General features: G+C 54.9%; 23 protein-coding genes, 1 pseudogene and 1 other annotated feature. Of the genes and pseudogenes, 18 read left to right on the plus strand and 6 right to left on the minus strand.

Annotated elements, in window-relative coordinates; all coding sequences use genetic code 11:
- Nucleotides 1–81: 81 nt before the first annotated feature.
- From yjjY to thrC, 6 genes and pseudogenes are all read left to right on the plus strand, one after another.
- Nucleotides 82–223: pseudogene (yjjY, locus tag ACUW6V_RS13005) on the plus strand (YjjY family protein).
- Nucleotides 224–617: 394 nt separating this feature from the next.
- The gene (locus ACUW6V_RS13010; RefSeq protein ID WP_088277048.1) at nt 618–1304 is read left to right on the plus strand and encodes a tRNA/rRNA methyltransferase; all 687 of its coding nucleotides are present in this window, start codon (nt 618–620) and stop codon (nt 1302–1304) included.
- A 211-nt stretch (nt 1305–1515) separates the two neighbouring features.
- Complete coding sequence (gene thrL, locus ACUW6V_RS13015) at nt 1516–1584, plus strand: thr operon leader peptide (protein WP_071601047.1); 69 nt, start codon at nt 1516–1518, stop codon at nt 1582–1584.
- Nucleotides 1523–1640: a sequence feature (Thr leader region), on the plus strand. Its footprint overlaps the gene before it by 62 nt.
- A 25-nt stretch (nt 1641–1665) precedes the next feature.
- The gene (gene thrA, locus ACUW6V_RS13020; protein WP_454038453.1) at nt 1666–4128 is read left to right on the plus strand and encodes a bifunctional aspartate kinase/homoserine dehydrogenase I; all 2463 of its coding nucleotides are present in this window, start codon (nt 1666–1668) and stop codon (nt 4126–4128) included.
- Nucleotide 4129: 1 nt separating this feature from the next.
- Nucleotides 4130–5059: a homoserine kinase gene (thrB, locus tag ACUW6V_RS13025; RefSeq protein ID WP_007781610.1), complete on the plus strand. Its 930-nt coding sequence runs from the start codon at nt 4130–4132 to the stop codon at nt 5057–5059.
- A 3-nt stretch (nt 5060–5062) separates the two neighbouring features.
- Nucleotides 5063–6352, plus strand: a complete 1290-nt coding sequence (gene thrC, locus ACUW6V_RS13030; protein ID WP_014729632.1) for a threonine synthase — start codon at nt 5063–5065, stop codon at nt 6350–6352.
- Nucleotides 6353–6403: 51 nt separating this feature from the next.
- On the opposite strand, the gene yaaA is transcribed toward thrC, so the two are convergent.
- Together yaaA and ACUW6V_RS13040 are read right to left on the minus strand one after the other, a co-directional pair.
- Nucleotides 6404–7177: a peroxide stress protein YaaA gene (yaaA, locus tag ACUW6V_RS13035; RefSeq protein ID WP_012125812.1), complete on the minus strand. Its 774-nt coding sequence runs from the start codon at nt 7175–7177 to the stop codon at nt 6404–6406.
- Nucleotides 7178–7255: 78 nt separating this feature from the next.
- A complete protein-coding gene (locus ACUW6V_RS13040) occupies nt 7256–8680 on the minus strand; it encodes an alanine/glycine:cation symporter family protein (RefSeq protein WP_004386274.1) in 1425 nt (474 codons plus the stop codon).
- Nucleotides 8681–8885: 205 nt separating this feature from the next.
- Between ACUW6V_RS13040 and tal the strand changes: the two genes are divergently transcribed.
- The 3 genes from tal to ACUW6V_RS13055 all read left to right on the plus strand — a co-directional run bounded on the left by tal (nt 8886) and on the right by ACUW6V_RS13055 (nt 11964).
- Nucleotides 8886–9839, plus strand: a complete 954-nt coding sequence (gene tal / locus ACUW6V_RS13045; RefSeq protein WP_004386273.1) for a transaldolase — start codon at nt 8886–8888, stop codon at nt 9837–9839.
- 108 nt (nt 9840–9947) lie between these two features.
- Nucleotides 9948–10535, plus strand: coding sequence for a molybdopterin adenylyltransferase (mog, locus tag ACUW6V_RS13050; protein ID WP_012125810.1), 588 nt, complete (start codon nt 9948–9950; stop codon nt 10533–10535).
- Nucleotides 10536–10662: 127 nt separating this feature from the next.
- The gene (locus ACUW6V_RS13055; RefSeq protein ID WP_454038454.1) at nt 10663–11964 is read left to right on the plus strand and encodes an MFS transporter; all 1302 of its coding nucleotides are present in this window, start codon (nt 10663–10665) and stop codon (nt 11962–11964) included.
- 57 nt (nt 11965–12021) lie between these two features.
- On the opposite strand, the gene satP is transcribed toward ACUW6V_RS13055, so the two are convergent.
- Nucleotides 12022–12588: an acetate uptake transporter gene (gene satP, locus ACUW6V_RS13060; protein ID WP_012125808.1), complete on the minus strand. Its 567-nt coding sequence runs from the start codon at nt 12586–12588 to the stop codon at nt 12022–12024.
- A 292-nt stretch (nt 12589–12880) separates the two neighbouring features.
- Here satP and dnaK point away from each other — a divergent pair, with 292 nt between their 5' ends.
- The 5 genes from dnaK (at nt 12881) to ACUW6V_RS13085 (ending at nt 17762) form a co-directional block, all read left to right on the plus strand.
- On the plus strand, nt 12881–14797 hold the full coding sequence (dnaK, locus tag ACUW6V_RS13065) for a molecular chaperone DnaK (protein ID WP_004386269.1): 1917 nt from the start codon (nt 12881–12883) through the stop codon (nt 14795–14797).
- A gap of 84 nt (nt 14798–14881) precedes the next feature.
- Nucleotides 14882–16021, plus strand: coding sequence for a molecular chaperone DnaJ (gene dnaJ / locus ACUW6V_RS13070; RefSeq protein WP_004386268.1), 1140 nt, complete (start codon nt 14882–14884; stop codon nt 16019–16021).
- Nucleotides 16022–16045: 24 nt separating this feature from the next.
- Entirely contained in the window at nt 16046–16225 is a 180-nt protein-coding gene (locus ACUW6V_RS13075) for a hypothetical protein (RefSeq protein ID WP_004386267.1), read from the plus strand.
- A gap of 67 nt (nt 16226–16292) precedes the next feature.
- Nucleotides 16293–17240, plus strand: coding sequence for a LysR family transcriptional regulator (locus ACUW6V_RS13080; RefSeq protein ID WP_063264368.1), 948 nt, complete (start codon nt 16293–16295; stop codon nt 17238–17240).
- A gap of 183 nt (nt 17241–17423) precedes the next feature.
- Nucleotides 17424–17762, plus strand: a complete 339-nt coding sequence (locus ACUW6V_RS13085) for a phage holin family protein (protein WP_004386265.1) — start codon at nt 17424–17426, stop codon at nt 17760–17762.
- 47 nt (nt 17763–17809) lie between these two features.
- On the opposite strand, the gene ACUW6V_RS13090 is transcribed toward ACUW6V_RS13085, so the two are convergent.
- Nucleotides 17810–18349: a glycoside hydrolase family 108 protein gene (locus tag ACUW6V_RS13090; RefSeq protein ID WP_007864128.1), complete on the minus strand. Its 540-nt coding sequence runs from the start codon at nt 18347–18349 to the stop codon at nt 17810–17812.
- Nucleotides 18350–18370: 21 nt separating this feature from the next.
- The gene (locus tag ACUW6V_RS13095; protein WP_004386264.1) at nt 18371–18817 is read right to left on the minus strand and encodes a winged helix-turn-helix domain-containing protein; all 447 of its coding nucleotides are present in this window, start codon (nt 18815–18817) and stop codon (nt 18371–18373) included.
- A gap of 402 nt (nt 18818–19219) precedes the next feature.
- Here ACUW6V_RS13095 and ACUW6V_RS13100 point away from each other — a divergent pair, with 402 nt between their 5' ends.
- The 3 genes from ACUW6V_RS13100 (at nt 19220) to nhaR (ending at nt 23682) form a co-directional block, all read left to right on the plus strand.
- Nucleotides 19220–21307: a glycosyl hydrolase family 18 protein gene (locus ACUW6V_RS13100; protein WP_454038455.1), complete on the plus strand. Its 2088-nt coding sequence runs from the start codon at nt 19220–19222 to the stop codon at nt 21305–21307.
- 234 nt (nt 21308–21541) lie between these two features.
- Nucleotides 21542–22714 (plus strand): Na+/H+ antiporter NhaA, encoded by a 1173-nt coding sequence (nhaA, locus tag ACUW6V_RS13105; protein ID WP_029463875.1) that lies wholly within the window; start codon nt 21542–21544, stop codon nt 22712–22714.
- A 71-nt stretch (nt 22715–22785) separates the two neighbouring features.
- The gene (gene nhaR / locus ACUW6V_RS13110; RefSeq protein ID WP_007864137.1) at nt 22786–23682 is read left to right on the plus strand and encodes a transcriptional activator NhaR; all 897 of its coding nucleotides are present in this window, start codon (nt 22786–22788) and stop codon (nt 23680–23682) included.
- Nucleotides 23683–23758: 76 nt separating this feature from the next.
- Here nhaR and rpsT read toward each other — a convergent pair whose 3' ends face one another.
- Nucleotides 23759–24022 (minus strand): 30S ribosomal protein S20, encoded by a 264-nt coding sequence (gene rpsT / locus ACUW6V_RS13115; RefSeq protein WP_004386260.1) that lies wholly within the window; start codon nt 24020–24022, stop codon nt 23759–23761.
- A gap of 317 nt (nt 24023–24339) precedes the next feature.
- On the opposite strand from rpsT, the gene ribF reads away from it, so the two are divergent.
- Complete coding sequence (gene ribF, locus ACUW6V_RS13120; protein ID WP_007864140.1) at nt 24340–25278, plus strand: bifunctional riboflavin kinase/FAD synthetase; 939 nt, start codon at nt 24340–24342, stop codon at nt 25276–25278.
- The last annotated feature ends 28 nt before the right edge of the window (nt 25279–25306 follow it).

A 25306-nucleotide genomic window follows, 5' to 3' on the forward strand; every position in this document is an offset into this window, starting at 1 on the left:
TTGCCAACTAAATCGAAACAGGAAGTACAAAAGTCCCTGACCTGCCTTCTGCATGCCATAAATTAACATGCCCGGCGTAACATGACTAAAGTACGTAATTGCGTTCTTGATGCACTTTCCATCAACGTCAACAACATCATTAGCTCGGTCGTGGGTACTTTTCCCTCTGGACCCGACGGTGTCAAAAACGGCAGTCATCCTAACCATTTTAACAGCAACATAACAGGATGATACGATACCAACACCCAATAAAACTACTCTTCGTTGACATATATCAAGTTCAATTGTAGCACGTTAACAGTTTGATGAGATCGTCGCAGCGAAGAACTAACTTTGGTTACATTTGAATAACAATACGGATAATTTCATATCCTAATTAATAAACAAGGTGAATCCGATAAGCAAGCGGAATTTATATGGCTTTTTTTGATGCTAAACAGCCGCATAAGACAGCTTTTAAAGCATAATTAAGCCGCGATTTTCGGAATTATTCATAACTATTATTTATCGTTTTTACCGTCACTTTCATGCTGTAATTGTATATAAAATGTAAATTCGCGACGCGTATTAATTAGCGCGCTGATATTTACCTCCACAACAGGATCACTAAAAGCCTTATGCGTTTGCCCATTATTCTTGTGTCTCCCGCCAGACCTGAAAACGTCGGTGCCGCCGCGCGCGCGATGAAAACCATGGGATTTACCGAACTGCGGATCGTCGCCAGTGAAGCTCATCTTGACCCGGCTGCCCGTCGCGTTGCCCACGGCGCGGGCGATATTCTCGATAATACAAGGCATTACGACACGCTCGCCGCCGCGCTGGAAGATGTGGATTTCACTGTCGCCACCACGGCGCGTAGCCGCGCCAAATTTCATTATTACGCGACGCCGCAACAGTTATTGCCGCTGCTTGAAGAGAAAGCGGCCTGGCTGCCGGTCACGGCGCTGGTGTTTGGCCGTGAGGATTCGGGGCTGACCAACGACGAACTGGCGCTGGCCGATGTGCTGACCGGCGTACCGATGGTGGCGGATTATCCGTCGCTGAATCTGGGGCAGGCGGTGATGGTGTACTGCTATCAGTTAACGTCACTGATGCAAAACGCGCCTGCCGTCGCACCCGCCGCCGATGAGCAACAGCTGAAAGCGTTACGTCTGCGTATTGATGCCTTGCTGGCGACGCTCGGGGTGGCAGACGACCTCAAAATGGCCGACTGGTTACAGCAGCGTCTCGGGCTGCTTGAGCAGCGCGACACCGCAATGCTGCATCGTTTGCTGCATGATATCGAAAAAAAAGTGGTGGGCTGAAATGCTGACATGTCTCCATTGAATAGCATTAAATGCTAAAGAGGCAGGGCGTTTGCCGGTTTTTCGGGCCGTGAGTGCGGCTTTTATCGGTATCCGTGGGGAAAGTTTCGGCCGGTGCGTAAATGAAATATTCGTTGACTTAACCTGACGATTACTTTAACCAATAGAGATACAGGACAGAAAACAGAAAAGTACAGAGCACACAACATCCATGATTCGCATCAGCCTGACTACCATTATTACTACCACCACCATTACCACAGGTAACGGGGCGGGCTGACGCGTACAGGAAAAACTGAAAAAAGCCCGCACCTGAACAGTGCGGGCTTTTTTTTCGGCATAAAATCAAGGGGTAACAACAATGCGAGTGTTGAAATTCGGCGGTACATCGGTCGCGAACGCAGAACGCTTTATGCGTGTCGCCGACATTCTGGAGAGCAATGCCAGGCAGGGGCAGGTAGCGACCGTTCTTTCTGCCCCCGCAAAAATCACCAACCATCTGGTGGCGATGATTGAAAAAACCATCAGTGGCCAGGATGCCCTGCCGAATATCAGCGATGCCGAACGTATTTTTGCCGAACTCCTGAAAGGCCTCAGCGACGCCCAGCCTGAATTCCCGTATGCGCAGATGAAAGCGCTGGTGGATCAGGAATTTGCCCAAATTAAACATGTGCTGCACGGCATCAGCCTGCTCGGCCAGTGCCCGGACAGCATCAACGCGGCGCTGATCTGCCGCGGCGAAAAGCTTTCGATCGCTATTATGTCGGCGCTGCTTGAGGCGCGCGGCCATAAAGTGACGGTCATCGATCCGGTGGAGAAACTGCTGGCGGTCGGCCATTACCTTGAATCCACGGTCGATATCACCGAATCCACCCGCCGCATCGCGGCCAGCAAAATTCCGGCGGATCACATGATCCTGATGGCCGGTTTTACCGCCGGGAACGACAAAGGAGAGCTGGTCGTGCTCGGGCGCAACGGCTCTGATTACTCCGCCGCGGTGCTGGCGGCGTGTCTGCGCGCCGACTGTTGTGAGATCTGGACCGACGTCGACGGCGTTTATACCTGTGACCCGCGCCAGGTGCCGGACGCCAGGCTCCTGAAGTCGATGTCGTATCAGGAGGCCATGGAGCTCTCCTACTTCGGCGCTAAAGTTCTTCACCCCCGCACTATCACCCCCATCGCCCAGTTCCAGATCCCTTGTCTGATTAAAAATACCGGTAACCCGCAGGCGCCAGGCACGCTGATTGGCGCGTCCAGCGATGAAGACGGCCTGCCGGTGAAAGGCATCAGCAACCTGAACAATATGGCGATGTTTAACGTCTCCGGCCCCGGCATGAAAGGCATGGTGGGGATGGCGGCGCGCGTGTTCGCGACCATGTCCCGCGCCGGGATCTCGGTGGTGCTGATCACCCAGTCGTCATCCGAGTACAGCATCAGCTTCTGCGTGCCGCAAAGCGACTGCGCCCGCGCGCAGCGGGCAATGGAAGAGGAATTCTATCTGGAGCTGAAAGAAGGGCTGCTGGAGCCGCTCTCCATCATGGAGCGCCTGGCGATTATCTCGGTGGTGGGCGACGGCATGCGCACGCTGCGCGGCATCTCCGCCAAATTCTTCGCGGCGCTCGCCCGCGCCAACATTAACATCGTGGCGATTGCGCAGGGCTCGTCTGAACGCTCTATCTCTGTGGTGGTGAGTAATGACGACGCGACGACCGGCGTGCGCGTCACGCATCAGATGCTCTTTAACACCGATCAGGTAATCGAAGTGTTTGTCATCGGCGTTGGCGGCGTTGGCGGCGCGCTGCTGGAGCAGCTTAAGCGCCAGCAGGCGTGGCTCAAGCAGAAGCATATCGATCTGCGCGTTTGCGGTGTTGCGAATTCTCGCGCCTTGCTGACCAACGTTCACGGTCTCGATCTTGAGAACTGGCGCGCGGCGCTGGAGGAGGCCAACGAGCCGTTTAACCTTGGGCGCCTGATCCGTCTCGTGAAAGAGTATCACCTGCTGAACCCGGTGATTGTCGACTGTACCTCCAACCAGGCGGTGGCGGATCAATACGCCGACTTCCTGCGCGAAGGCTTCCACGTGGTGACGCCGAACAAAAAGGCCAACACCTCGTCGATGGCGTACTACCACCAGTTGCGCCACGCCGCCGCCGCGTCGCGCCGTAAATTCCTCTACGACACCAACGTTGGCGCGGGGCTGCCGGTTATCGAAAACCTGCAAAACCTGTTGAATGCGGGCGATGAGCTGCAACGCTTCGCGGGCATTCTCTCCGGTTCGCTCTCTTTTATCTTCGGTAAGCTGGATGAGGGCATGAGCCTCTCTGAAGCAACCACCACCGCGCGCAAAATGGGCTATACCGAGCCGGATCCGCGCGACGATCTCTCCGGCATGGATGTGGCGCGTAAACTGCTGATCCTGGCGCGTGAAACAGGCCGCCATCTTGAGCTTAGCGATATCGTTATTGAGCCGGTACTGCCGGAAAGCTTTGACGACAGCGGCGATACCGAAAGCTTTATGGAGCGCCTGCCGCAACTGGACGACGAGTTCGCCGCCCGCGTGGCCCAGGCCCGCGATGAAGGCAAAGTGCTGCGTTATATCGGCACCATTGAAGAAGATGGCGTCTGCCGCGTGAAAATCGCCGCCGTTGACGGCAACGATCCGCTTTATAAAGTGAAAAACGGCGAAAACGCGCTGGCGTTCTACAGCCGTTACTATCAGCCGCTGCCGCTGGTGCTGCGCGGCTACGGCGCAGGTAATGATGTCACGGCGGCGGGCGTGTTCGCCGATCTGCTGCGCACCCTGTCATGGAAGTTAGGAGTTTAAGATGGTTAAAGTGTATGCCCCGGCCTCCATTGGCAACGTCAGCGTGGGGTTTGACGTATTAGGCGCGGCGGTATCGCCGGTGAATGGCGAGCTGTTGGGCGACTGCGTAACGGTGGAAGCGGCGGCGGAATTTTCGCTGACCAACACCGGGCGCTTCGTCAGCAAGCTGCCCGCCGAGCCGCGCGAAAATATCGCCTGGCAGTGCTGGGAGCGTTTTTGTCAGGAGATAGGCAAAACCGTGCCGGTCGCCATGACGCTTGAAAAAAATATGCCGATAGGCTCCGGGCTAGGCTCCAGCGCCTGTTCGGTGGTCGCGGGCCTGATGGCGATGAACGAATTTTGCGGCAAGCCGCTTAGCGATGACCGCCTGCTGACGCTGATGGGCGAGCTGGAAGGGCGCATCTCCGGCAGCATTCATTACGATAACGTCGCGCCCTGTTTTCTGGGCGGGCTGCAGCTGATGCTGGAAGAAAACAACATTATCAGCCAGCCGGTGCCGTGCTTTGATGAGTGGCTGTGGGTAATGGCGTATCCGGGCATTAAAGTCTCTACCGCCGAGGCGCGGGCGATTTTACCGGCGCAGTATCGCCGTCAGGATTGCATCAGCCACGGGCGCTATCTCGCGGGCTTTATTCACGCCTGCCATACGCGCCAGCCGCAGCTTGCCGCTAAACTGATGCGTGACGTCATCGCCGAGCCTTACCGCACAAAACTGCTGCCGGGCTTTAGCGAGGCGCGTCAGGCGGCGCTGGAGACCGGAGCGCTCGCCTGCGGGATCTCCGGCTCCGGCCCGACGCTGTTCGCGGTCTGCGATAAAACCGACACCGCGCAGCGGGTGGCAGAGTGGCTGAAGCAGCACTATCTGCAAAATCAGGAAGGCTTTGTACATATTTGCCGTCTCGACACGGCTGGCGCACGAGTACTGGGATAACGCATGAAACTTTATAATCTGAAAGATCATAACGAGCAGGTCAGCTTTGCGCAGGCCGTCACGCAGGGACTGGGTAAAAATCAGGGGCTGTTTTTCCCGCATGATTTGCCGGAATTCAGCCTGACTGAGATCGACGAAATGCTGGAGATGGATTTTGTCTCCCGCAGCAGCAAAATCCTCTCCGCTTATATCGGCGATGAAATTCCGGCGGACACGCTGCGTCAGCGCGTGGAAAAGGCGTTCACCTTCCCGGCGCCGGTAAGCCAGGTGACGGAAGATGTCGGCTGTCTGGAGCTGTTCCACGGCCCGACGCTGGCGTTCAAAGATTTCGGCGGCCGTTTTATGGCGCAGATGCTGACGCAAATCAGCGGCGATAAACCGGTAACCATTCTGACTGCAACCTCCGGCGACACGGGCGCGGCAGTAGCCCACGCGTTTTACGGCCTGAAAAACGTGCAGGTAGTAATTCTCTATCCGCGCGGCAAAATCAGCCCGCTGCAGGAAAAACTGTTCTGTACGCTTGGCGGCAATATTGAAACCGTCGCCATCGACGGCGATTTCGACGCCTGTCAGGCGCTGGTGAAACAGGCGTTTGATGACGAAGAGCTGAAGGCGAAACTTGGCCTTAACTCTGCTAACTCCATTAACATCAGCCGCCTGCTGGCGCAGATCTGCTACTACTTTGAAGCTGTCGCGCAGCTGCCGCAGGAAGCCCGCAACCAGCTGGTGGTGTCGGTGCCGAGCGGCAACTTCGGCGATCTCACCGCCGGGCTGCTGGCAAAATCCGCCGGGCTGCCGGTGAAGCGCTTTATCGCCGCCACCAATGCCAACGACACCGTGCCGCGTTTCCTGCAACACGGCGAGTGGCTGCCGAATGCGACGGTGGCGACGCTCTCGAACGCGATGGATGTGTCACAGCCAAACAACTGGCCGCGCGTGGAAGAACTCTTCCGCCGTAAAATCTGGCGTCTTAACGAGCTGGGTGTGGCAACCATCGACGATGACACCACAAAGGCAACCATGCGCGAACTGCGCGAGCTGGGGTATCTCTCTGAGCCGCACGCGGCGGTGGCTTACCGCGCGCTGCGCGATCAGCTACGCCCTGGCGAGTACGGGCTGTTCCTCGGCACCGCGCATCCGGCGAAATTCAAAGAGAGCGTGGAAGCGGTGCTTGGCGAAACGCTGGAACTCCCGCCGGAGCTTGCCGAACGCGTCGATCTGCCGCTGCTGTCGCATTCGCTGCCGGCGGATTTCGCTGCGCTGCGTGAACTGATGATGAGCAAAGCGCCGTAAGCGGCGCAGGCTGAATGAAGGGAAAAGCCGCCTGTCTCGCAGGCGGCTTTTTTATTGCTCGTGGCGCTTAAAGACCAGTTCGTTGCCTGCTGATGACGCTTCGTCGAAGAAGTAACCTTCGCTGTCGAACGCCGTCAGCTGTTCCGGTTTTGTCAGGCGATGTTCAATGATGTAACGGCTCATCAGGCCGCGCGCTTTTTTGGCATAGAAGCTGATGACTTTAAACTTGCCGTTCTTCTCATCGAGGAACACCGGCTTGATGATTTCCGCGTTCAGTTTCGCAGGCTTCACCGCTTTGAAATATTCATCTGACGCCAGATTCACCACCACGTTATCGCCCTGAGCGGCGATCGCCTCGTTGAGTTTTTGGGTAATCGTCTCGCCCCAGAAGCTGTAAAGATCTTTGCCTTTCGGGGTGGCGAGCCGCGTGCCCATCTCCAGACGGTACGGCTGCATCAGATCGAGCGGGCGCAGCACGCCGTAAAGCCCGGAAAGCATCCGCAGGTGCTGCTGGGCGAAATCGAAATCCGCGTCGCTGAAAGTTTCCGCCTGCAGGCCTGTGTAAACGTCACCTTTAAACGCCAGAATCGCCTGACGGGCGTTATCCGGTGTGAAATCCGGTTGCCAGTCATTAAAACGAGTGGCGTTCAGCGACGCCAGCTTGCTGCTGATACTCATGAGATTGGCAATCTCTTCGTCGGTTAAGCGGCGGGCCACATCAATAAGCTGCTGCGCATGATCGAGCAGTTCAGGCTGCGTGAAACGCGTTGTGGCAAGCGGGCTCTGGTAATCCAGCGTCTTGGCGGGGGAAATAAGAATCAGCATGACGTTTCCTTTCTTGGTTTTCCCGAAACTCTACCAAAGAACGCCGCAAAGTGAACCAATGGCTGCGATTGAAAGCGCTTAATCCAGCGGCGCGCTGCGCCAGACTTCCGGTTCCACCTGACGCGCTATCTCCGGGTAGCGATCGGTGTTAAAGACGGGCCGTAAGCCGAGCCTACGCTGGCGCAGGTAGTCGTCAGCAATGCACTTCACGACCGGCGAGAGCAGCAGAATGGCGGTGAGATTCATGACGGCCATTAACGCCATCGCCACTTCGGCGACCTGGCGCAGCAGCGGCAGATTCAGGAACGGCCCGGCAAACACCATCGCGATGACTGACGTGCGCAGCAGCCAGCGATAAGGCGGCGTATAGCGGCGCAAAAACACCAGATTGTTTTCGGCATAGGCGTAATTGGCGACGATGGAGATAAACGCGAAGAGCACAATCACGCCTGCCACCAGATCTTTTGCCCAGGGGCCAGCGAGCAGACCCAGCGATTCGCGCGCGAGCGTCAGTCCGTCGGTCGCTGTCGCAGACGGGTACGCCAGCAGCACGATAAACGCGGTAGACGAACAGATAACCAGCGTGTCGACAAACACGCCGATCATCTGCACGATACCCTGCGCCGCAGGGTGGGGCGGCCATGAGGTGGCCGCCGCCGCCGCATTGGGCGACGCGCCCATCCCTGCTTCGTTGGAGAACATACCGCGCTGAAAACCGCTGGTCAGCGCCTGGCTTATCGTCCAGCCAGCCGCGCCAGCGGCGGCTTCATGCCAGCCAAAAGCGCTGCGAACGATTAGCCAGAGGATCTCGGGCAGCGCGGCGATATGCATCACCATCACTACCAGCGCCGTGATGATCCAGATGCCTGCAATTGGCGGCACGGCGAAACGCATCAGGCGCGCCACACGGTTAAAACTGAGCACCAGCATCGGCAGCAGGCACAAAGCCAGCACTCCGCTGCTGACGGGCAGGGAGAGGGTGAGGGTGTTGCTGAGCGCTTTTGAGAGCGCGCCCGCCTGCGCGGCATTAAAGAGAAGTCCGAAAGTGAAGATTAAAAAGAGGGAAAACAGCACGCCCAGCCAGCGCATGCCGAGCCCACGCTCCATATACCAGGCGGGCCCGCCGCGAAAATAACCGTCTCTGTCTCGCCCTTTATAGAGCTGGCCCAGCGCGTTTTCAGCAAAAGAGGTGGCCATGCCGATAAGGCCTGCGACCCACATCCAGAACACGGCACCCGGCCCGCCGCTGATGATGGCGAGCGCAACGCCCGCGATATTGCCGCTGCCGACGCGCGCGGCGATGCTGGTGCAGAGCGCTTCGAACGCCGTCAGCCCGCTGCCGGAAGGGCGCAGGCTGCGGCTTAACGCGCGCGGGAAAAAGCGCAGATAGCGGAACTGAATAAACCGTGTGCGCCAGGAGAACCAGAGACCCGCGCCTGCGAGCAGGTACAGCATCGCTGATTCCCATAATATTTCGCTGATAAATAACAGAAAATCCGACATGCCTGTTCCTCGCAGCGCCACTCTGCCTTATTGCCTGCGGCGGGGATGCCGACATGCCTTCCATGAAAGCGCAGAGCCTGAAATAAAAGCAGTTTATCACATGGCAACGACGCGATTGCCCCGGTTGCGCTCGAAAAGTCTCGTGATATCATCACCGCAGACCGGTTACATTCCCTGACACGTAGTTCAAAAGAGAAACACTATCATGACGGATAAATTGACCTCCCTTCGTCAGTTCACCACTGTGGTTGCTGACACTGGAGATATCGCGGCAATGAAGCTGTACCAGCCGCAGGATGCCACGACTAACCCTTCTCTGATCCTTAACGCCGCGCAGATCCCTGAATACCGTAAACTGATTGACGATGCGGTGACCTGGGCGAAAAGCCAGAGCAGCGACCGCGCGCAGCAGGTCGTGGACGCCACCGACAAACTGGCAGTGAATATCGGTCTGGAAATCCTGAAGCTTATCCCTGGCCGTATCTCTACCGAAGTGGACGCGCGTCTGTCCTATGACACTGAAGGCAGCATCGCCAAAGCCAAGCGCCTGATCAAACTCTACAACGACGCCGGCATCAGCAACGATCGCATCCTGATCAAACTGGCTTCCACCTGGCAGGGCATCCGCGCCGCGGAGCAGCTGGAAAAAGAAGGCATCAACTGTAACCTGACGCTGCTGTTCTCCTTCGCGCAGGCGCGCGCGTGTGCTGAAGCGGGCGTGTATCTGATCTCCCCGTTTGTGGGCCGTATCCTCGACTGGTACAAAGCGAACACCGACAAGAAAGAATACGCGCCGCAGGAAGATCCGGGCGTGGTGTCTGTGACGGAAATCTACCAGTACTATAAACAGCACGGCTATGAAACCGTGGTAATGGGCGCAAGCTTCCGTAACGTCGGCGAAATCCTTGAGCTGGCGGGTTGCGACCGTCTCACCATCGCGCCTGCGCTCCTGAAAGAGCTGGCGGAAAGCGAAGGCGCGGTTGAGCGCAAACTCGCGTTCAACGGCGAGGTGAAAGCGCGTCCGGCACGTCTGACCGAATCCCAGTTCTTCTGGGAGCACAACCAGGATCCGATGGCCGTGGACAAACTGGCGGACGGTATCCGCAAGTTCGCCATTGACCAGGAAAAACTGGAAAAAATGGTCGAAGAACTGCTGTAATCCCTCCGTGGCCGGTTCCGCCGGCCACGTTTCTTGCACTCTCTCCCTGTCTGCAAACCGCGCTGGCGTGTATCATTTCGCAAAACTGCACTGATTTTCGGAAATGATATGGATACGTTACGCATAGGCTTAGTTTCAGTTTCTGACCGCGCTTCCAGCGGTGTGTATCAGGATAAAGGCATTCCGGCGCTCGAAGCGTGGCTTACGCAGGCGCTGACGACTCCGTTCGTGCTGGAGACACGTCTGGTACCTGACGAGCAGCCGCTCATCGAACAGACGCTCTGCGAACTGGTGGATGAAATGGGCTGCCACCTGGTGCTGACCACTGGCGGCACTGGCCCTGCGCGTCGCGATGTGACGCCGGACGCCACGCTCGCTATCGCCGACCGTGAAATGCCGGGCTTTGGTGAGCAGATGCGCCAGATTAGCCTCAACTTTGTGCCGACCGCGATTCTGTCGCGCCAGGTGGGCGTCATTCGCAAGCAGGCGCTGATCCTTAATCTTCCCGGCCAGCCAAAATCCATTCAGGAGACGCTTGAAGGGCTAAAAGATGAGCAGGGAAAAGTGAAAGTGGCAGGAATATTTGCCAGCGTGCCGTACTGCATCCAGCTGCTGGATGGCCCTTACGTTGAGACTAACGCCAGCGTGGTAGCGGCTTTTCGTCCAAAAAGCGCAATTCGCGACGTAAAAAACTAATTATTTGCTGTTCCTGGCATAAATGCCCGTTGGGCGTGGCGTGATGGTGATTTAACGATATAGTCACTTTTAGTTTACGTTTTTTCAGTAAGCTAATTCACGCCCACCTCTTTACAAACGGTTCGTTATGGAACAGCAAACACGCCCTCTTAATCGTCAGGATTATAAAACCCTGACGCTGGCGGCCCTTGGCGGCGCGCTGGAATTCTACGATTTCATTATCTTCGTCTTTTTCGCGGCAGTGGTGGGAGAGCTTTTCTTCCCGCCGGATATCCCGGAGTGGCTGCGTCAGGTGCAGACGTTTGGGATCTTCGCCGCGGGTTATCTGGCAAGGCCGCTTGGCGGCATTATCATGGCCCACTTCGGCGATCTGGTCGGGCGCAAAAAGATGTTTACCCTGAGCATTTTGCTCATGGCGGTGCCGACGCTGCTGATAGGCCTGTTGCCGGATTACGCCGCGATGGGCATCGCCGCACCGGTGTTGCTGCTGATGATGCGCATTTTGCAGGGCGCGGCGATTGGCGGCGAGGTGCCCGGCGCGTGGGTGTTTGTGGCGGAACATGTGCCGGAAAAACGCATTGGTATCGCCTGTGGCACGCTGACGGCGGGTCTGACGGTGGGCATTCTGCTCGGCTCCGTGGTCGCTACGATTATTAACACCAGCATGACGGCGCAGGCCATCCATGACGGCGGCTGGCGTATTCCTTTCCTGCTCGGCGGCGCGTTTGGCCTGGTGGCGATGTATCTGCGCCGCTGGCTTCAGGAGACGCCGATTTTCCTTGAGATGCAGCAGCGCAAGGCGCTGGCGCAGGAGCTGCCGGTAAAAGCCGTGGTGGTGAAGCATCGCCAGGCGGTGGTGATTTCTATGCTGCTGACCTGGCTGCTCTCGGCGGGGATTGTGGTTGTGATCCTGATGTCGCCGGTGTGGCTGCAAAAGCAGTACGGCTTTGCGCCAGCGGTGACGTTACAGGCTAACAGCATCGCGACGATGATGCTCTGCGTCGGTTGCCTGCTGGCCGGGCTTGCCGCCGACCGCTTCGGCGCAAGCCGGACGTTTATTGTCGGCAGCGTGCTGCTGGCGGCTGCCAGCTGGGCGTTTTATCACCTTTCCGGCACGCACCCGGAGCAGCTTTTTCTTCTCTACGGGCTGGTGGGGCTGTGCGTCGGCGTAGTGGGGGCCGTGCCGTTCGTGATGGTGCGCGCGTTCCCGGCAGAAGTGCGCTTTACCGGCATTTCGTTCTCCTACAACGTGGCATATGCCATTTTTGGTGGGTTAACGCCTGTCGCGGTGACGATGCTGATGAGCGTCTCGCCGATGGCACCCGCGTGGTACGTGCTGGCACTTTCCGTTATGGGGCTTGGGCTTGGCGTGTGCCTTGGCCGAAAGCGGCAGGTTGAGAGCCGGAGCGCGGTGGCGGCGCAACCGTAGTTCAGGCAGGAATAATAAAGAAGCGACGTCGTGCCCGCGGGCACGACGTCGGGTAAATCAGCGTTTCTCGCCGATCGGCAGTACGGTACGGCCATACTGTTCGTTCAGCACTTCGCCCATCGCCAGCCAGATAGCACTCGCGCCGCACACCAGACCAATCCAGCCTGCGATATGTACGATGCTTTCGTTATCCATCAGATGACCGACGGCCAACAGCGCGAACAGCACCGTCAGGCTCAGGAAGACGAACTGCAGCATGCGAGCGCCACCCAGCGTGCCAAAGAACATAAACAGCGTGAACACGCCCCAGATGCCTAAGTAAACGCCGAGGAAATGCCCGTTGGCCGCGTCCGCCAGGCCCATTTTCGGCAGCAGCAGAATAGCGACCAGCGTCAGCCAGAATGAGCCATAGGACGTAAACGCCGTTAAGCCGAAGGTATTGCCTTTTTTATATTCCAGCAGACCGGCAAAAATTTGCGCGATACCGCCGTAGAAAATCCCCATCGCCAGAATAATGCCGTCCAGCGGGAACATCCCGATGTTGTGCAGATTGAGCAGAATGGTAGTCATACCAAAGCCCATTAACCCCAGGGGGGCCGGATTAGCCAACTTAATGTTGCCCATAAACCCTCAAAAGAAGAAGAAAATTTGCAAAAAGTAACGCCCCGTACGTTATCTTCCGTGGCGGGGCGCGGCATCATAATCAGGCCGTTTCGCGCCGTCTATGATCCCGGAGGGGAGAAAATAAAAAAATTTTGCGTATTGCCCCTTGATGGCGGACAAGCCGACCCCATCTTGTAGTCAACCGCAAAGGATGAGCCTGAAAAAAAAGGGCGGTGGACGGTTGAATCCCCACCGTTAGCCCGCATAACAGGTTCATACCACATGATGACGATTTTTTAGTGGAGACGTTTAGATGGGTAAAATTATTGGTATTGACCTGGGTACAACCAACTCTTGTGTAGCGATTATGGATGGCACTCAGGCTCGCGTGCTGGAAAATGCGGAAGGCGATCGCACCACGCCTTCGATCATTGCATACACTCAGGATGGTGAAACTCTGGTAGGTCAGCCGGCTAAACGTCAGGCAGTGACTAACCCGCAGAACACCCTGTTTGCGATCAAACGCCTGATCGGCCGCCGCTTCCAGGACGAAGAAGTTCAGCGCGACGTGTCTATCATGCCGTACAAAATCATTTCCGCTGATAACGGCGACGCCTGGCTGGATGTGAAAGGCCAGAAAATGGCGCCGCCGCAGATCTCCGCGGAAGTGCTGAAAAAAATGAAGAAAACCGCCGAGGATTACCTGGGCGAGCCGGTGACTGAAGCGGTCATTACCGTTCCGGCTTACTTCAACGACGCGCAGCGCCAGGCGACCAAAGACGCCGGCCGTATCGCGGGTCTGGAAGTAAAACGTATCATCAACGAACCGACCGCCGCTGCGCTGGCTTACGGTCTTGATAAAGAAACCGGCAACCGCACCATCGCGGTCTATGACCTGGGGGGTGGTACGTTCGATATCTCCATCATCGAAATCGATGAAGTTGACGGCGAAAAAACCTTCGAAGTTCTGGCAACCAACGGTGATACCCACCTGGGTGGTGAAGACTTCGACAGCCGCCTGATCAACTATCTGGTAGAAGAGTTCAAGAAAGATCAGGGTATCGACCTGCGTAACGACCCGCTGGCGATGCAGCGCCTGAAAGAAGCCGCAGAAAAAGCGAAAATCGAGCTCTCTTCTGCGCAGCAGACCGACGTGAACCTGCCGTACATCACTGCAGACGCGACCGGTCCGAAACACATGAACATCAAAGTGACTCGCGCGAAACTGGAAAGCCTGGTGGAAGACCTGGTGAACCGTTCTATCGAGCCGCTGAAAGTTGCACTGCAGGACGCTGGCCTGTCGGTTTCTGACATCAACGACGTTATCCTGGTCGGTGGTCAGACCCGTATGCCGATGGTTCAGAAGAAAGTGGCTGAGTTCTTTGGTAAAGAGCCGCGTAAAGACGTTAACCCGGACGAAGCTGTGGCTATCGGTGCAGCGGTTCAGGGTGGTGTACTGACCGGCGACGTGAAAGACGTACTGCTGCTGGACGTTACCCCGCTGTCTCTGGGTATCGAAACTATGGGTGGCGTGATGACCCCGCTCATCACCAAAAACACCACGATCCCGACCAAGCACAGCCAGGTGTTCTCTACTGCAGAAGACAACCAGTCTGCCGTGACTATTCATGTGCTGCAGGGTGAGCGTAAACGCGCTGCGGATAACAAGTCTCTGGGTCAGTTCAACCTGGATGGCATTAACCCGGCGCCGCGCGGTATGCCGCAGATCGAAGTCACCTTTGACATCGACGCCGACGGTATTCTGCACGTGTCTGCGAAAGACAAAAACAGCGGTAAAGAACAGAAAATCACCATTAAGGCTTCTTCTGGTCTGAACGAAGAAGAAATCCAGAAAATGGTGCGTGAAGCCGAAGCGAACGCTGAAGCTGACCGTAAGTTCGAAGAGCTGGTGCAGACCCGTAACCAGGCGGATCACCTGGTGCACAGCACCCGTAAGCAGGTTGAAGAAGCAGGCGACAAACTGCCGGCTGATGATAAAACTGCTATCGAATCCGCTCTGAGCGCGCTGGAAGCGTCCCTGAAAGGCGAAGACAAAGCGGATATCGAAGCGAAAATGCAGGCGCTGGCGCAGGTTTCCCAGAAGCTGATGGAAATCGCTCAGCAGCAGCATGCTCAGCAGCAGGCGGGCTCCGCTGACGCTTCTGCGAACAATGCGAAAGATGACGACGTCGTTGACGCTGAGTTCGAAGAAGTAAAAGACAAAAAATAATCGCCCTGATGCAGGGTAGATAACACTGGCACGGGCGTAGGAGTTTCTCCACGCCCGTGCACGCATGTCAGGGGCAGATAAAACATGGCGAAGAAAGACTATTACGAAATTTTAGGCGTCCCGAAAACGGCGGACGAGCGTGAAATAAAAAAGGCGTATAAACGCCTGGCCATGAAATTTCACCCGGACCGTAACCAGGGTGATAAAGAGGCCGAAGCCAAATTCAAAGAAATTAAAGAAGCTTACGAAATCCTCACCGATGCGCAAAAACGCGCCGCCTACGATCAGTATGGCCACGCGGCCTTTGAACAAGGCGGTATGGGCGGCGGCGGTTTCGGCGGCGGCTTCGGTAATGGCGCTGACTTCAGCGATATTTTCGGCGACGTCTTCGGCGATATTTTTGGCGGTGGACGCGGCCGTCGCGCCTCTCGCGGCGCGGATTTACGCTACAACATGGAGCTGACGCTCGAAGAAGCGGTTCGTGGCGTGACGAAAGAAATTCGTATCCCGACGCTGGAAGAGTGTGAAGTTTGCCACGGCAGCGGTGCCAAACCAGGCAGCCAGCCGCAGACCTGTCCGACCTGTCATGGCGCAGGCCAGGTACAGATGCGTCAGGGCTTTTTCGCGGTACAGCAGACCTGTCCGCACTGTCAGGGCCGCGGTACGCTGATTAAAGATCCGTGCAACAGCTGCCACGGTCACGGGCGTATCGAGAAAACCAAAACGCTGTCGGTGAAAATCCCGGCGGGCGTGGATACCGGTGATCGCATTCGTCTGGCTGGTGAAGGCGAAGCGGGTGAGCAGGGCGCACCGGCAGGCGATCTGTACGTTCAGGTGCAGGTGAAACAGCACCCGATCTTTGAGCGTGAAGGTAACAATCTCTACTGCGAAGTGCCGATCAACTTTGCGATGGCGGCGCTGGGCGGCGAGATTGAAGTTCCGACGCTGGATGGCCGTGTGATGCTGAAAGTGCCGAGCGAAACCCAGACCGGTAAGCTGTTCCGCATGCGCGGTAAAGGCGTGAAATCGGTCCGTGGCGGCGCGCAGGGTGATTTACTGTGTCGTGTCGTGGTGGAAACCCCGGTCGGCCTGAACGATCGTCAGAAAGCGCTGCTTCAGGAGCTGCAGGAAAGCTTTGGCGGACCGACTGGCGAAAAGAACAGCCCACGCTCTAAAAGCTTTTTCGACGGTGTGAAAAAGTTCTTTGACGACCTGACCCGTTAACCTTTCGGTTTTAACGAATCATGGATGAGCCTGAAACGGTATTTGCCGTTTCAGGCTTTTTTTATACTCAGTTTTTACTTAATCATAATAAATAACAGCGAAGCGGATATTAACATTGTCTTGCGCCAGTCTGGTGGCTCAGGAACAAATAGTGTGGCTTGCGCCGCCATTTTAGATAAGGACGTTGTAGAAGATATAAATTGATTTTGCCAGCAGCCGTCGAAGCTTATATTTTGTACCTTCCCCTACCGGCGCCAGGACACTCTGTGAGATGAAGAAGAAGAATGGTGTCAAAGAATTTGATTATAATCTAATCAAAGTCCTTGATGCGGTGATCACCGCGGGCAATGCCACTCGTGCTTCCCGTCAACTTCAGGTCACTCCTGCCGCCATTACGCTTGCTATTCAACGTCTCCAGCAAACCTATAACGAAGAACTTTTTATTCGTACTCGCGAAGGTCTGATGCCAACACCGCGTGCGCACGAAATTCACCGCGCCTATAGTAAGGTGCTGGATATGATTGACGCCACCTTTGATCATGACGCCAGGATATCGCCCTGGTGTGAAATGAAAATTATGGGTGACGATATCAGCGAGCAGTACTACATTTCGCAACTGTTTGATATGGAAATGTTTGAGCGTTTTCGGCTGCATTGCTCATCAGTCTCAGGGAAAGATTCCTCAAACAAAATCAGCGACATAAGAAACGGAAAGGGCGATCTGCTGATAAGCACACATTATTTCAGCGATCCCGATATTGAGCAGATCATTCTTGATCAATACCGTACTTATACCGCCGTCTGTCACGTTCAGAATCCGCTTTGTGAACTACAGCAGTTAACGCTCGCTAATCTTTTTACCTCCCGGCATGCCATTTATTATCCTTACGCGATAACACCAAGACTAAAAAAAGAAATCACAAACAATGAATCCTTCTCTTTTTTTAATAGCCATTTTTCAGTTGGGTATAATACAGAATCAATAAATGGGTTATTAAGTATTATTGAAAACTCATCTATGATAGCGATATTACCGGAAAAGATAGCGCGTTTTTTTCAGTCGCAGGGACGGTATCGGATTGCATTAATCGATCTTCCTGACGCCATAGAGTTTGAAATAATTAAGATTTATGCCTACTGGTATCGTCATAACCCGCAACGCGATCAGATAAGAGATGTTATTGCAATGCTGCAAACTCTTATCAATTATCGTAAATAGCCTTTCACAGACACGTAAATCACTGGCTAAAAAAAATCGGTAAAAAAAACATCGGTGCGTCAAAGAAACGATGAAGACCGGGCATGAGATTAAATGATTAGCGACCTACTGGTTAGATTGCTAACTTTATCGCATCGCCAGACGGCGTAATTATTTATCGTCTACTTATTACCGAGGTTTATTATGTCTATTGCAGCTCATGTCGCCGCCCCTAAACTGGTTCTGGTTGAACTGGAGATCTTATTAACGATTATTGCAATCGGAGGGTGGGGGGGCTTTGTCAGTTATCTGATGAAGCGTGAAAGAAATGACACCCATAAAGATATTATGGATTGTCTGGCTCAGATAGCGATTTCCTGCTTTACCGCTTTTCTGTTGAGCGTGGCGGCTATTGACCGCAACATGAGTTTTAATATGGTGCTGATGGTCGCAGGGCTCGGTGGGGTGTTTGCCACGCCGATATTGCGGGTGCTGAGCGAGAAAGTGAAAAACTTCCTGAGTGGCGCCTCGTTGCTAAAATAAGCACAACAAAAAGCCCGCTGTGATAAGCGGGCTTTTTTTCAGGCCAGTCAGGAGAGCGTGACTCTTTCACGCAGCCAGCCATAGATGAACGCCTCGTTTGCCTCGCGTTTTTCCGTAATCTCCAGATAGTAATCGCCTTGCGTACAGTTAAGCGCCTTAACCAGCACGCTCTCGCCCTCTTTGCCACGCTTATCCAGATACGTTTTCAACGCATTCAGGGTGTTTCTTCCGATAACGCCGTCCACGGTCAAATCGTGATAAAACGCTTGTTGATTGTTGAATACGTTCAGCCAGCGCTGCAGCCATCGGGCAGGCACCGAAGGCCCGATATTCGTCCCCGCTTCGCATAGCTCAAACGCGACAGGCAGCGAGTATTGTGCGACCTGGTCAAACCCCGGCGCTGTCCAGTAATCTTGCTCCAGTATGCGGTACGCCTCATCGCGGCTCAGATCCCGCATATTCCCTTTGTAGCCGTGCGCTCTTGCCGTTTTCTCGGTAATACCCCATTTTGTCGGGCCTCCCCGATCGGCCGGATTATCCACATAACTGCCTTCAATATTCAGAATACCGTCGATAACAGGATTCATAGTGATTCCTCGCAACAGAGTTTATGGGTTACTTACATCCGTCAGAGTTAAAAGCGTCAGGACACAGAGGATGAACACGGCAAACACCGCCGCGGTCCAGAGCGCGCGTTTTGGCTTTTTCTTTTTTTCTTCGGTCAGGATGTCGACCGGCACATCATCATTCACTTTGATGCCAAGCTTAGGAATGGTGACAAAGAGGTCATTAATGCCGAGCGCGCGCAGATCCCGGCGCAGCAAGTACAGCACCTGCGTCAGGTTGGCATCGCTGATGAATTGTCCCCGGTTGCCCCATAAGAAAGCGGCGATTTGTTGCTTTTCAATCACACCATTTTTGGCGTTTTCAATAATAAAACTTAAGCATCGTGCCCGCATGGACGTCATTTTGATGACGCATGCGTTATCGGTATTTTTTAATTCGTTATTAGCCTCAGTAAAAATACAATTGTGGTTAATCAGATAACTTTTCATATATCACCTGTGAACAGATACGAATATATGGCCGGAGGTTCTCTGGCGCCTTTAAGAGTAGGGAGGCAGTTTATTAATTTCCACAGAATAGAATAAAAAATGCGTTGTTATTTAGCGAAACGCTAATACGGATCACGATTCCCCTGGCTTTTTAAATCTCTTTTAAGTTGGAATTAACGGCAGTTTAATCTTTAATGTATGATATATTGAGTTTCAACTGTTTGAATACAGTGATAAAAAATGAAAAAGATGGGTTTTGTTTGTTCTTTTGAAAGCGCTCTTTAAATCATTGTTGTTTTTTAAAATCATTTTTATTGGTTGTGACTGGAGGAATAGAAACTGGCCGATCATGATAGTTAGCGCAGAAAGTACTGCACTCACTTTTCACGAAGGAAAATAAACATGGCTACAAGTAAATTAATTCAGGGCGATAGCCTGACGGAAACCAGTAATGCTGCCGATGGTTTTAATCCAGCAAGCGAAACTGAAAAATACAGTTATACTTCAGCCCGCGTGGCGAAACCGGTATATAACAAATATAAGGCTGCTAATAAACCAAAAGTATTTGGTTATTATACTGACTGGTCGCAATACGATGGACGCCTGCAGGGGGATGACAGCCCCGCTAACCGGGGTCGCGGCTATGATCTGGCGAAGGTCTCGCCTACTGCGTATGACAAAATCGTTTTTGGTTTCCTCGGTATTGTTGGCGATAAAGGCGAAAAGCAATACACCATTGAAAACGCGGCTCGCCAGACCAACAAAAACACCAACGAACCCACTTTCCTCGATCCGTGGGGGGATTTTCAGTCTTATGAAAACTGCGGTCACACCACCAGCGGCTGGGATATCGACCCGGCCACGGTAACCCAGGCGACAACCAAAGGGCTGCTGGGCGGCCTGCGCGATCTCCAGCAAAAAGCGAAACAGCAGGGACACACCCTGGTGTTGTCGATGAGTATCGGTGGCTGGACCATGAGTAACGGTTTCCACGAGATGTCGAAAACCGACTCATCGCGCAAAACGTTCGCCGCCGGCGTGGTGAAGCTGTTCAAACAATTCCCGATGTTTAGCGAAGTGGATATCGACTGGGAATATCCAAACGCCGAAGGCAACGGCAACCCGCATGGCCCGGAAGATGGCGCGAATTACGCGTTGCTTATCGCTGAGATGAAAAAGCAGCTCAGCGCGGCAGGGCGCAGCGATGTGAAAATCTCGATCGCCAGCTCAGCGGTTGTCTCTACGCTTGAGTATTCCAATGTCAAAGCGCTGCTGGACGCGGGTCTCTACGCCATTAACGTCATGACCTATGACTTCTTCGGCACCCCGTGGGCGGATACGCTGACACACCACACCAACCTGACGCCGCTCACCGCGGGTGGCTGGAGTATTGAGGCGGTTGTGGATTACCTGATTGCCGAAGGCTTCCCGTCCGATCGTATCAATATTGGTTACGCAGGCTATACCCGTAACGCCCGCAATGCGGTTATTGAGAGCTTCTCCCCGCTGAAAGGGTCTTATTCTCCGGGCAACGGCACCACGACCGGGAGTTTTGAATCCGGGAGTACCGAATGGTACGACACCATTTATAACTATCTGGATCTGGAAAATCAGAAAGGGCGCAACGGCTTTAACGTCTATACCGATAAAGTCGCTAACGCGGATTATCTCTATAACCCGCAAAGCAAGCTGTTTATGTCGCTCGACACGCCGCGCTCGGTAAAAGCGAAAGGCCAGTATGCCGCGTCGCGTAACCTCGGCGGGTTATTTACCTGGACGATTGACCAGGATAACGGCGTGCTGGTGAATGCCGCACGCGAAGGGTTAGGTTATGAAATCCAGACCCAGACCATCGATATGAAGCCGTTCTACTTCGAAGGCATCAATGTTGCTGAGCCGGATAACAGCGGCGGTGATAGCGAGCCGCAACCGACAGTCAACCATGCGCCCGTGGCGGCTATCCAGTTGCGGGTGGTCGGCGGTTCGCGCATTCAGCTCTCCGGCGAGGCGTCGCATGATGACGACAACGACGCGCTGAGCTTTAGCTGGGGCGTGCCAGGGACGATTACCGTCGCGGATAAGAGCGCCGCCGTGATTGAGTTTGACGTGCCTGTCGTTACCCAGAGCACCGATTACCAGTTCACGCTGTTTGTGCGCGACACCAAAAATGAGCCTTCGTCACAGCAGCGCTTTGTTGTCACTGCCGTGCCGGGTAATGCACCCGCGGGCGGCGATACTCCGGTGCCACAACCGACGCCTGAGCCGACACCGGACCCGACCCCCACGCCGACGCCCACCCCGACCCCGGATACCGGCAGCGCGCCGTATCCGCTCTGGGATGCCGGCACGATTTACGGGGCGAAATGGGGATCTTTCGAGAAAGTCAGCTGGAAAGGCCATAACTATCAGGTGAACTGGTATTCGCAGGGCGAGCAGCCCGATCTCAACTGCGGGCCTTATCAGGTCTGGACAGATATCGGAACCTATTGAGTCGTCAACGTCACGATGATATTTGCCGCTCTGCCCGTGTTTGAGCGGACCTCTGGCCCCGGGGATGGATTACCGGGGCTTTTTTTGCCTGCCATTTACCCGATGTCATTTCCAATAATTCGTTTTAAACGATCTGTATGCCCAGAATAAACTGCTTTTCCGATGGATAAAGGCCGCTATCCTTATACTTGGTGTAAGTCAGTGACTACGTGACTCTATAATTCTGGGTAGACAATGATGATAAAAAAAGTAGAACGTTTCTTTAAAAGTGACGCAGCAGGCGGCATCGTGCTGATCGCCGCCGCTGCGCTGGCCATGCTTCTGGCAAACCTCAACGCCACGCAAGAGCTCTACACCGGCTTTCTCAGTACGCCGGTAGAATTAAAATTCGGGGCGCTGGAGATTAAAAAGAACATGCTGCTATGGGTGAACGACGCGCTGATGGCCGTGTTCTTCCTGCTGGTGGGGCTTGAGGTGAAGCGTGAACTGGTACAGGGCTCGCTCGCCAGCCGTCGACAGGCGTCGCTGCCGGTGATTGCCGCGCTGGGCGGGATGGTGTTGCCTGCCGCGCTCTATCTGGCGTTCAATTTTCAGGATCCGATAACCCGCGCGGGCTGGGCTATTCCGGCGGCGACGGATATCGCGTTCGCCCTGGGGATTCTGGCGCTGCTCGGTAGCCGTGTGCCGCCCGCGCTGAAAATTTTCCTGATGGCGCTGGCTATCATCGACGATCTGGGCGCGATTGTGATTATTGCGCTGTTCTATACCAGTTCGCTGTCGATGGTGTCGCTGATGGTGGCAGCTGGCGCTATCGCTGTACTGGCAGTGCTTAATCTCTGCAACGTGCGCCGCGTCGGGGTTTATATTCTGGTAGGCGTCGTGCTCTGGACGGCGGTGCTGAAATCGGGTGTCCATGCCACGCTTGCGGGCGTCATTATCGGCTTTTTCGTACCGCTTAAAGCGCAGAAGGGACATTCGCCCGCAGGCACGCTTGAGCATGCGCTACACCCGTGGGTGGGTTTTCTCATCCTGCCGCTGTTTGCGTTCGCGAACGCAGGCGTTTCGCTGGATGGCGTCACGCTGGCGGGCCTGGCGTCGCTGCTGCCGCTTGGCATTATCGCCGGTTTGTTTATCGGTAAGCCGCTCGGCATCAGCCTGTTCTGCGCGCTGGCGGTAAAGCTTAAGTGGGCAACACTCCCGCCGGGCGTCAGCCAGAAGACGATTCTGGCCGTCGGCGTGCTGTGTGGTATCGGCTTTACGATGTCCATTTTCATCGCGTCGCTGGCTTTTGGTGATGTCGACGCAGCCCTGGTGACCTGGGCTAAGCTTGGCATTCTGGTCGGTTCATTACTGGCTGCGGTCATCGGCTATGCGCTCCTGCGCAGCCATTTATCACGGGCACCTTAACGTCTGGTTTATCATGCGGCCTTTCGGAGTGAAGGCCGCTTTGCCTCAGGGACTCCACAGAGAACGCGCTTATGTCTCATATCAATTACAACCACTTATATTACTTCTGGCAGGTTTGTAAGGAGGGCTCGGTCGTCGGTGCAGCCGAGGCGCTCTACCTTACGCCGCAAACCATTACCGGACAGATAAAAGCGCTGGAGGAGAGGCTACAGGGCAAACTGTTTAAGCGTAAGGGAAGAGGGCTTGAGCCGAGCGAACTGGGGCAACTGGTGTTTCGTTATGCCGATCGCATGTTCACCCTAAGCCAGGAGATGCTGGACATCATCAACTATCGCAAAGAATCTCACTTATTGTTTGATGTCGGCGTGGCGGACGCCCTTTCGAAAAGGCTCGTCAGCGGCGTGCTCGACGCGGCGGTGGTGGAAGATGAGCAAATCCACCTGCGCTGTTTTGAATCGACGCACGAGATGCTGCTTGAGCAACTGAGCCAGCATAAGCTCGATATGATTATCTCCGATTGCCCCATCGACTCCACGCAGCAGGCGGGCCTGTTTTCCGTCAAAATTGGCGAGTGTAGCGTGAGCTTCTGGTGTCAGAGTCCGGCGCCGACAAAGCCGTTCCCGGCGTGTCTTGAAGAGCGCCGGTTACTGATACCCGGGCGTCGTTCCATGCTTGGGCGTAAATTACTGAACTGGATCCACTCGCAGGGTCTGAAGGTGGAAATTCTCGGCGAGTTTGACGACGCGGCGCTGATGAAAGCCTTCGGCGCGGCGCATAACGCTGTGTTTGTTGCGCCAAGCCTCTACGCGCACGATTTTTACGAGGATGAGAATATTGTGGAGATAGGGCGCATGGATAACGTGATGGAGGAGTATCACGCGATTTTCGCAGAGCGAATGATTCAGCATCCGGCGGTGCAGCGCATCTGCAATCGTGACTATTCGGCGCTGTTTGTGCCGCCAAAATAAATCAGCAGACATAAAAAAACCCGCATAAGCGGGTTTTTTTAACAAGCTGCTTGCAACAAGCGACAGCGAATGGCGATTAAGCCAGTTTGCTGATCTGTGCAGCCAGGTTAGCTTTATGACGAGCAGCTTTGTTTTTGTGGATCAGACCTTTAGCAGCCTGACGATCCACGATTGGTTGCATTTCGTTAAATGCTTTCTGTGCAGCAGCTTTGTCGCCAGCTTCAATCGCTGCGTACACTTTCTTAACGAAAGTACGCATCATAGAGCGACGGCTTGCGTTGTGCTTACGGGCCTTTTCAGACTGAACGGCACGCTTCTTAGCTGATTTGATATTAGCCAAGGTCCAACTCCCAAATATGATCTATGTGGACAATTCAAAGGCCGAGGAATATGCCCTTTCAGCCTTCTTTTGTCAATGGATTTGTGCAAATAAGCGCCGTTGTTATGCGGCGCTCGTTACGTAGTGATGGCGCAAGATTCTACCAGCTTGCCTCGTGCGAATACAGTCTTTGTGGGACAAAATTCGCGTTCAGTGCGAAACCCTGACGCAGCGCGATGAAATCGTTGCCGGTTTATGGCTGACAGGGCCAAATCGTCGGTTAACCTTATAGGCTGTACAAGGTATAATCCGACGATTTTCACTGTTCTGAGCCAGTCATGAAGCTGATACGCGGCATACATAATCTCACCTCTGAGCATCACGGTTGCGTGCTGACCATCGGCAATTTCGATGGCGTGCATCGTGGGCACCAGGCTTTGCTTGCCGGGCTATGCGCGCAAGGGCGCGAACGCGGCCTGCCCGTTATGGTCATGATTTTCGAGCCGCAGCCGCTTGAACTTTTCGCGGCCGATAAAGCGCCTGCACGGCTTACCCGGCTGCGCGAAAAGCTGCGCTACCTCGCCCGTTGCGGCGTGGATTACGTGCTGTGCATTCGTTTTGACCGCCGCTTTGCCGCGCTGACGGCTCAGAATTTCGTCAGCGATCTGCTGGTCGAGCGCCTCGGCGTGAAATTCCTGGCAACCGGTGACGATTTCCGCTTTGGCGCTGGTCGCGAAGGGGATTTCTTGTTATTACAGAAAGCCGGGCGCGAATATGGTTTTGAAGTCACCAGCACGCAAACGTTTTGCGAAGAGGGCGTGCGCATCAGCAGCACCGCCGTACGCCAGGCGCTCGCGCAGGATGACTTAAGCCTCGCGGAAAACCTGCTCGGACGGCCATTCGCCATCTCCGGGCGTGTGGTCCACGGCGACGCGCTCGGACGCACCATAGGTTTCCCGACGGCGAATTTACCGCTGCGCCGTCAGGTTTCGCCCGTTAAGGGCGTTTATGCGGTGGAGGTGCTGGGCATCAGCGACAAACCGCTGCCCGGCGTCGCCAATATCGGCACCCGCCCGACGGTGGCCGGCCTGCGCCAGCAACTGGAAGTTCACTTGCTGGACGTTGCAATCGACCTCTACGGCCGCCATATAGATGTAGTGCTGCGTAAAAAAATACGCAATGAACAGCGGTTTGCCTCGCTTGATGAACTCAAGGCGCAAATCGCCAGAGACGTGATCACCGCCCGCGACTTTTTTGGGCTACCGACACCGGCGTAACGCCTGAATCGGCTAATTATCAAACCGA

The sequence above is a fragment of the Cronobacter sp. 153480017-3 genome (assembly GCF_053627815.1).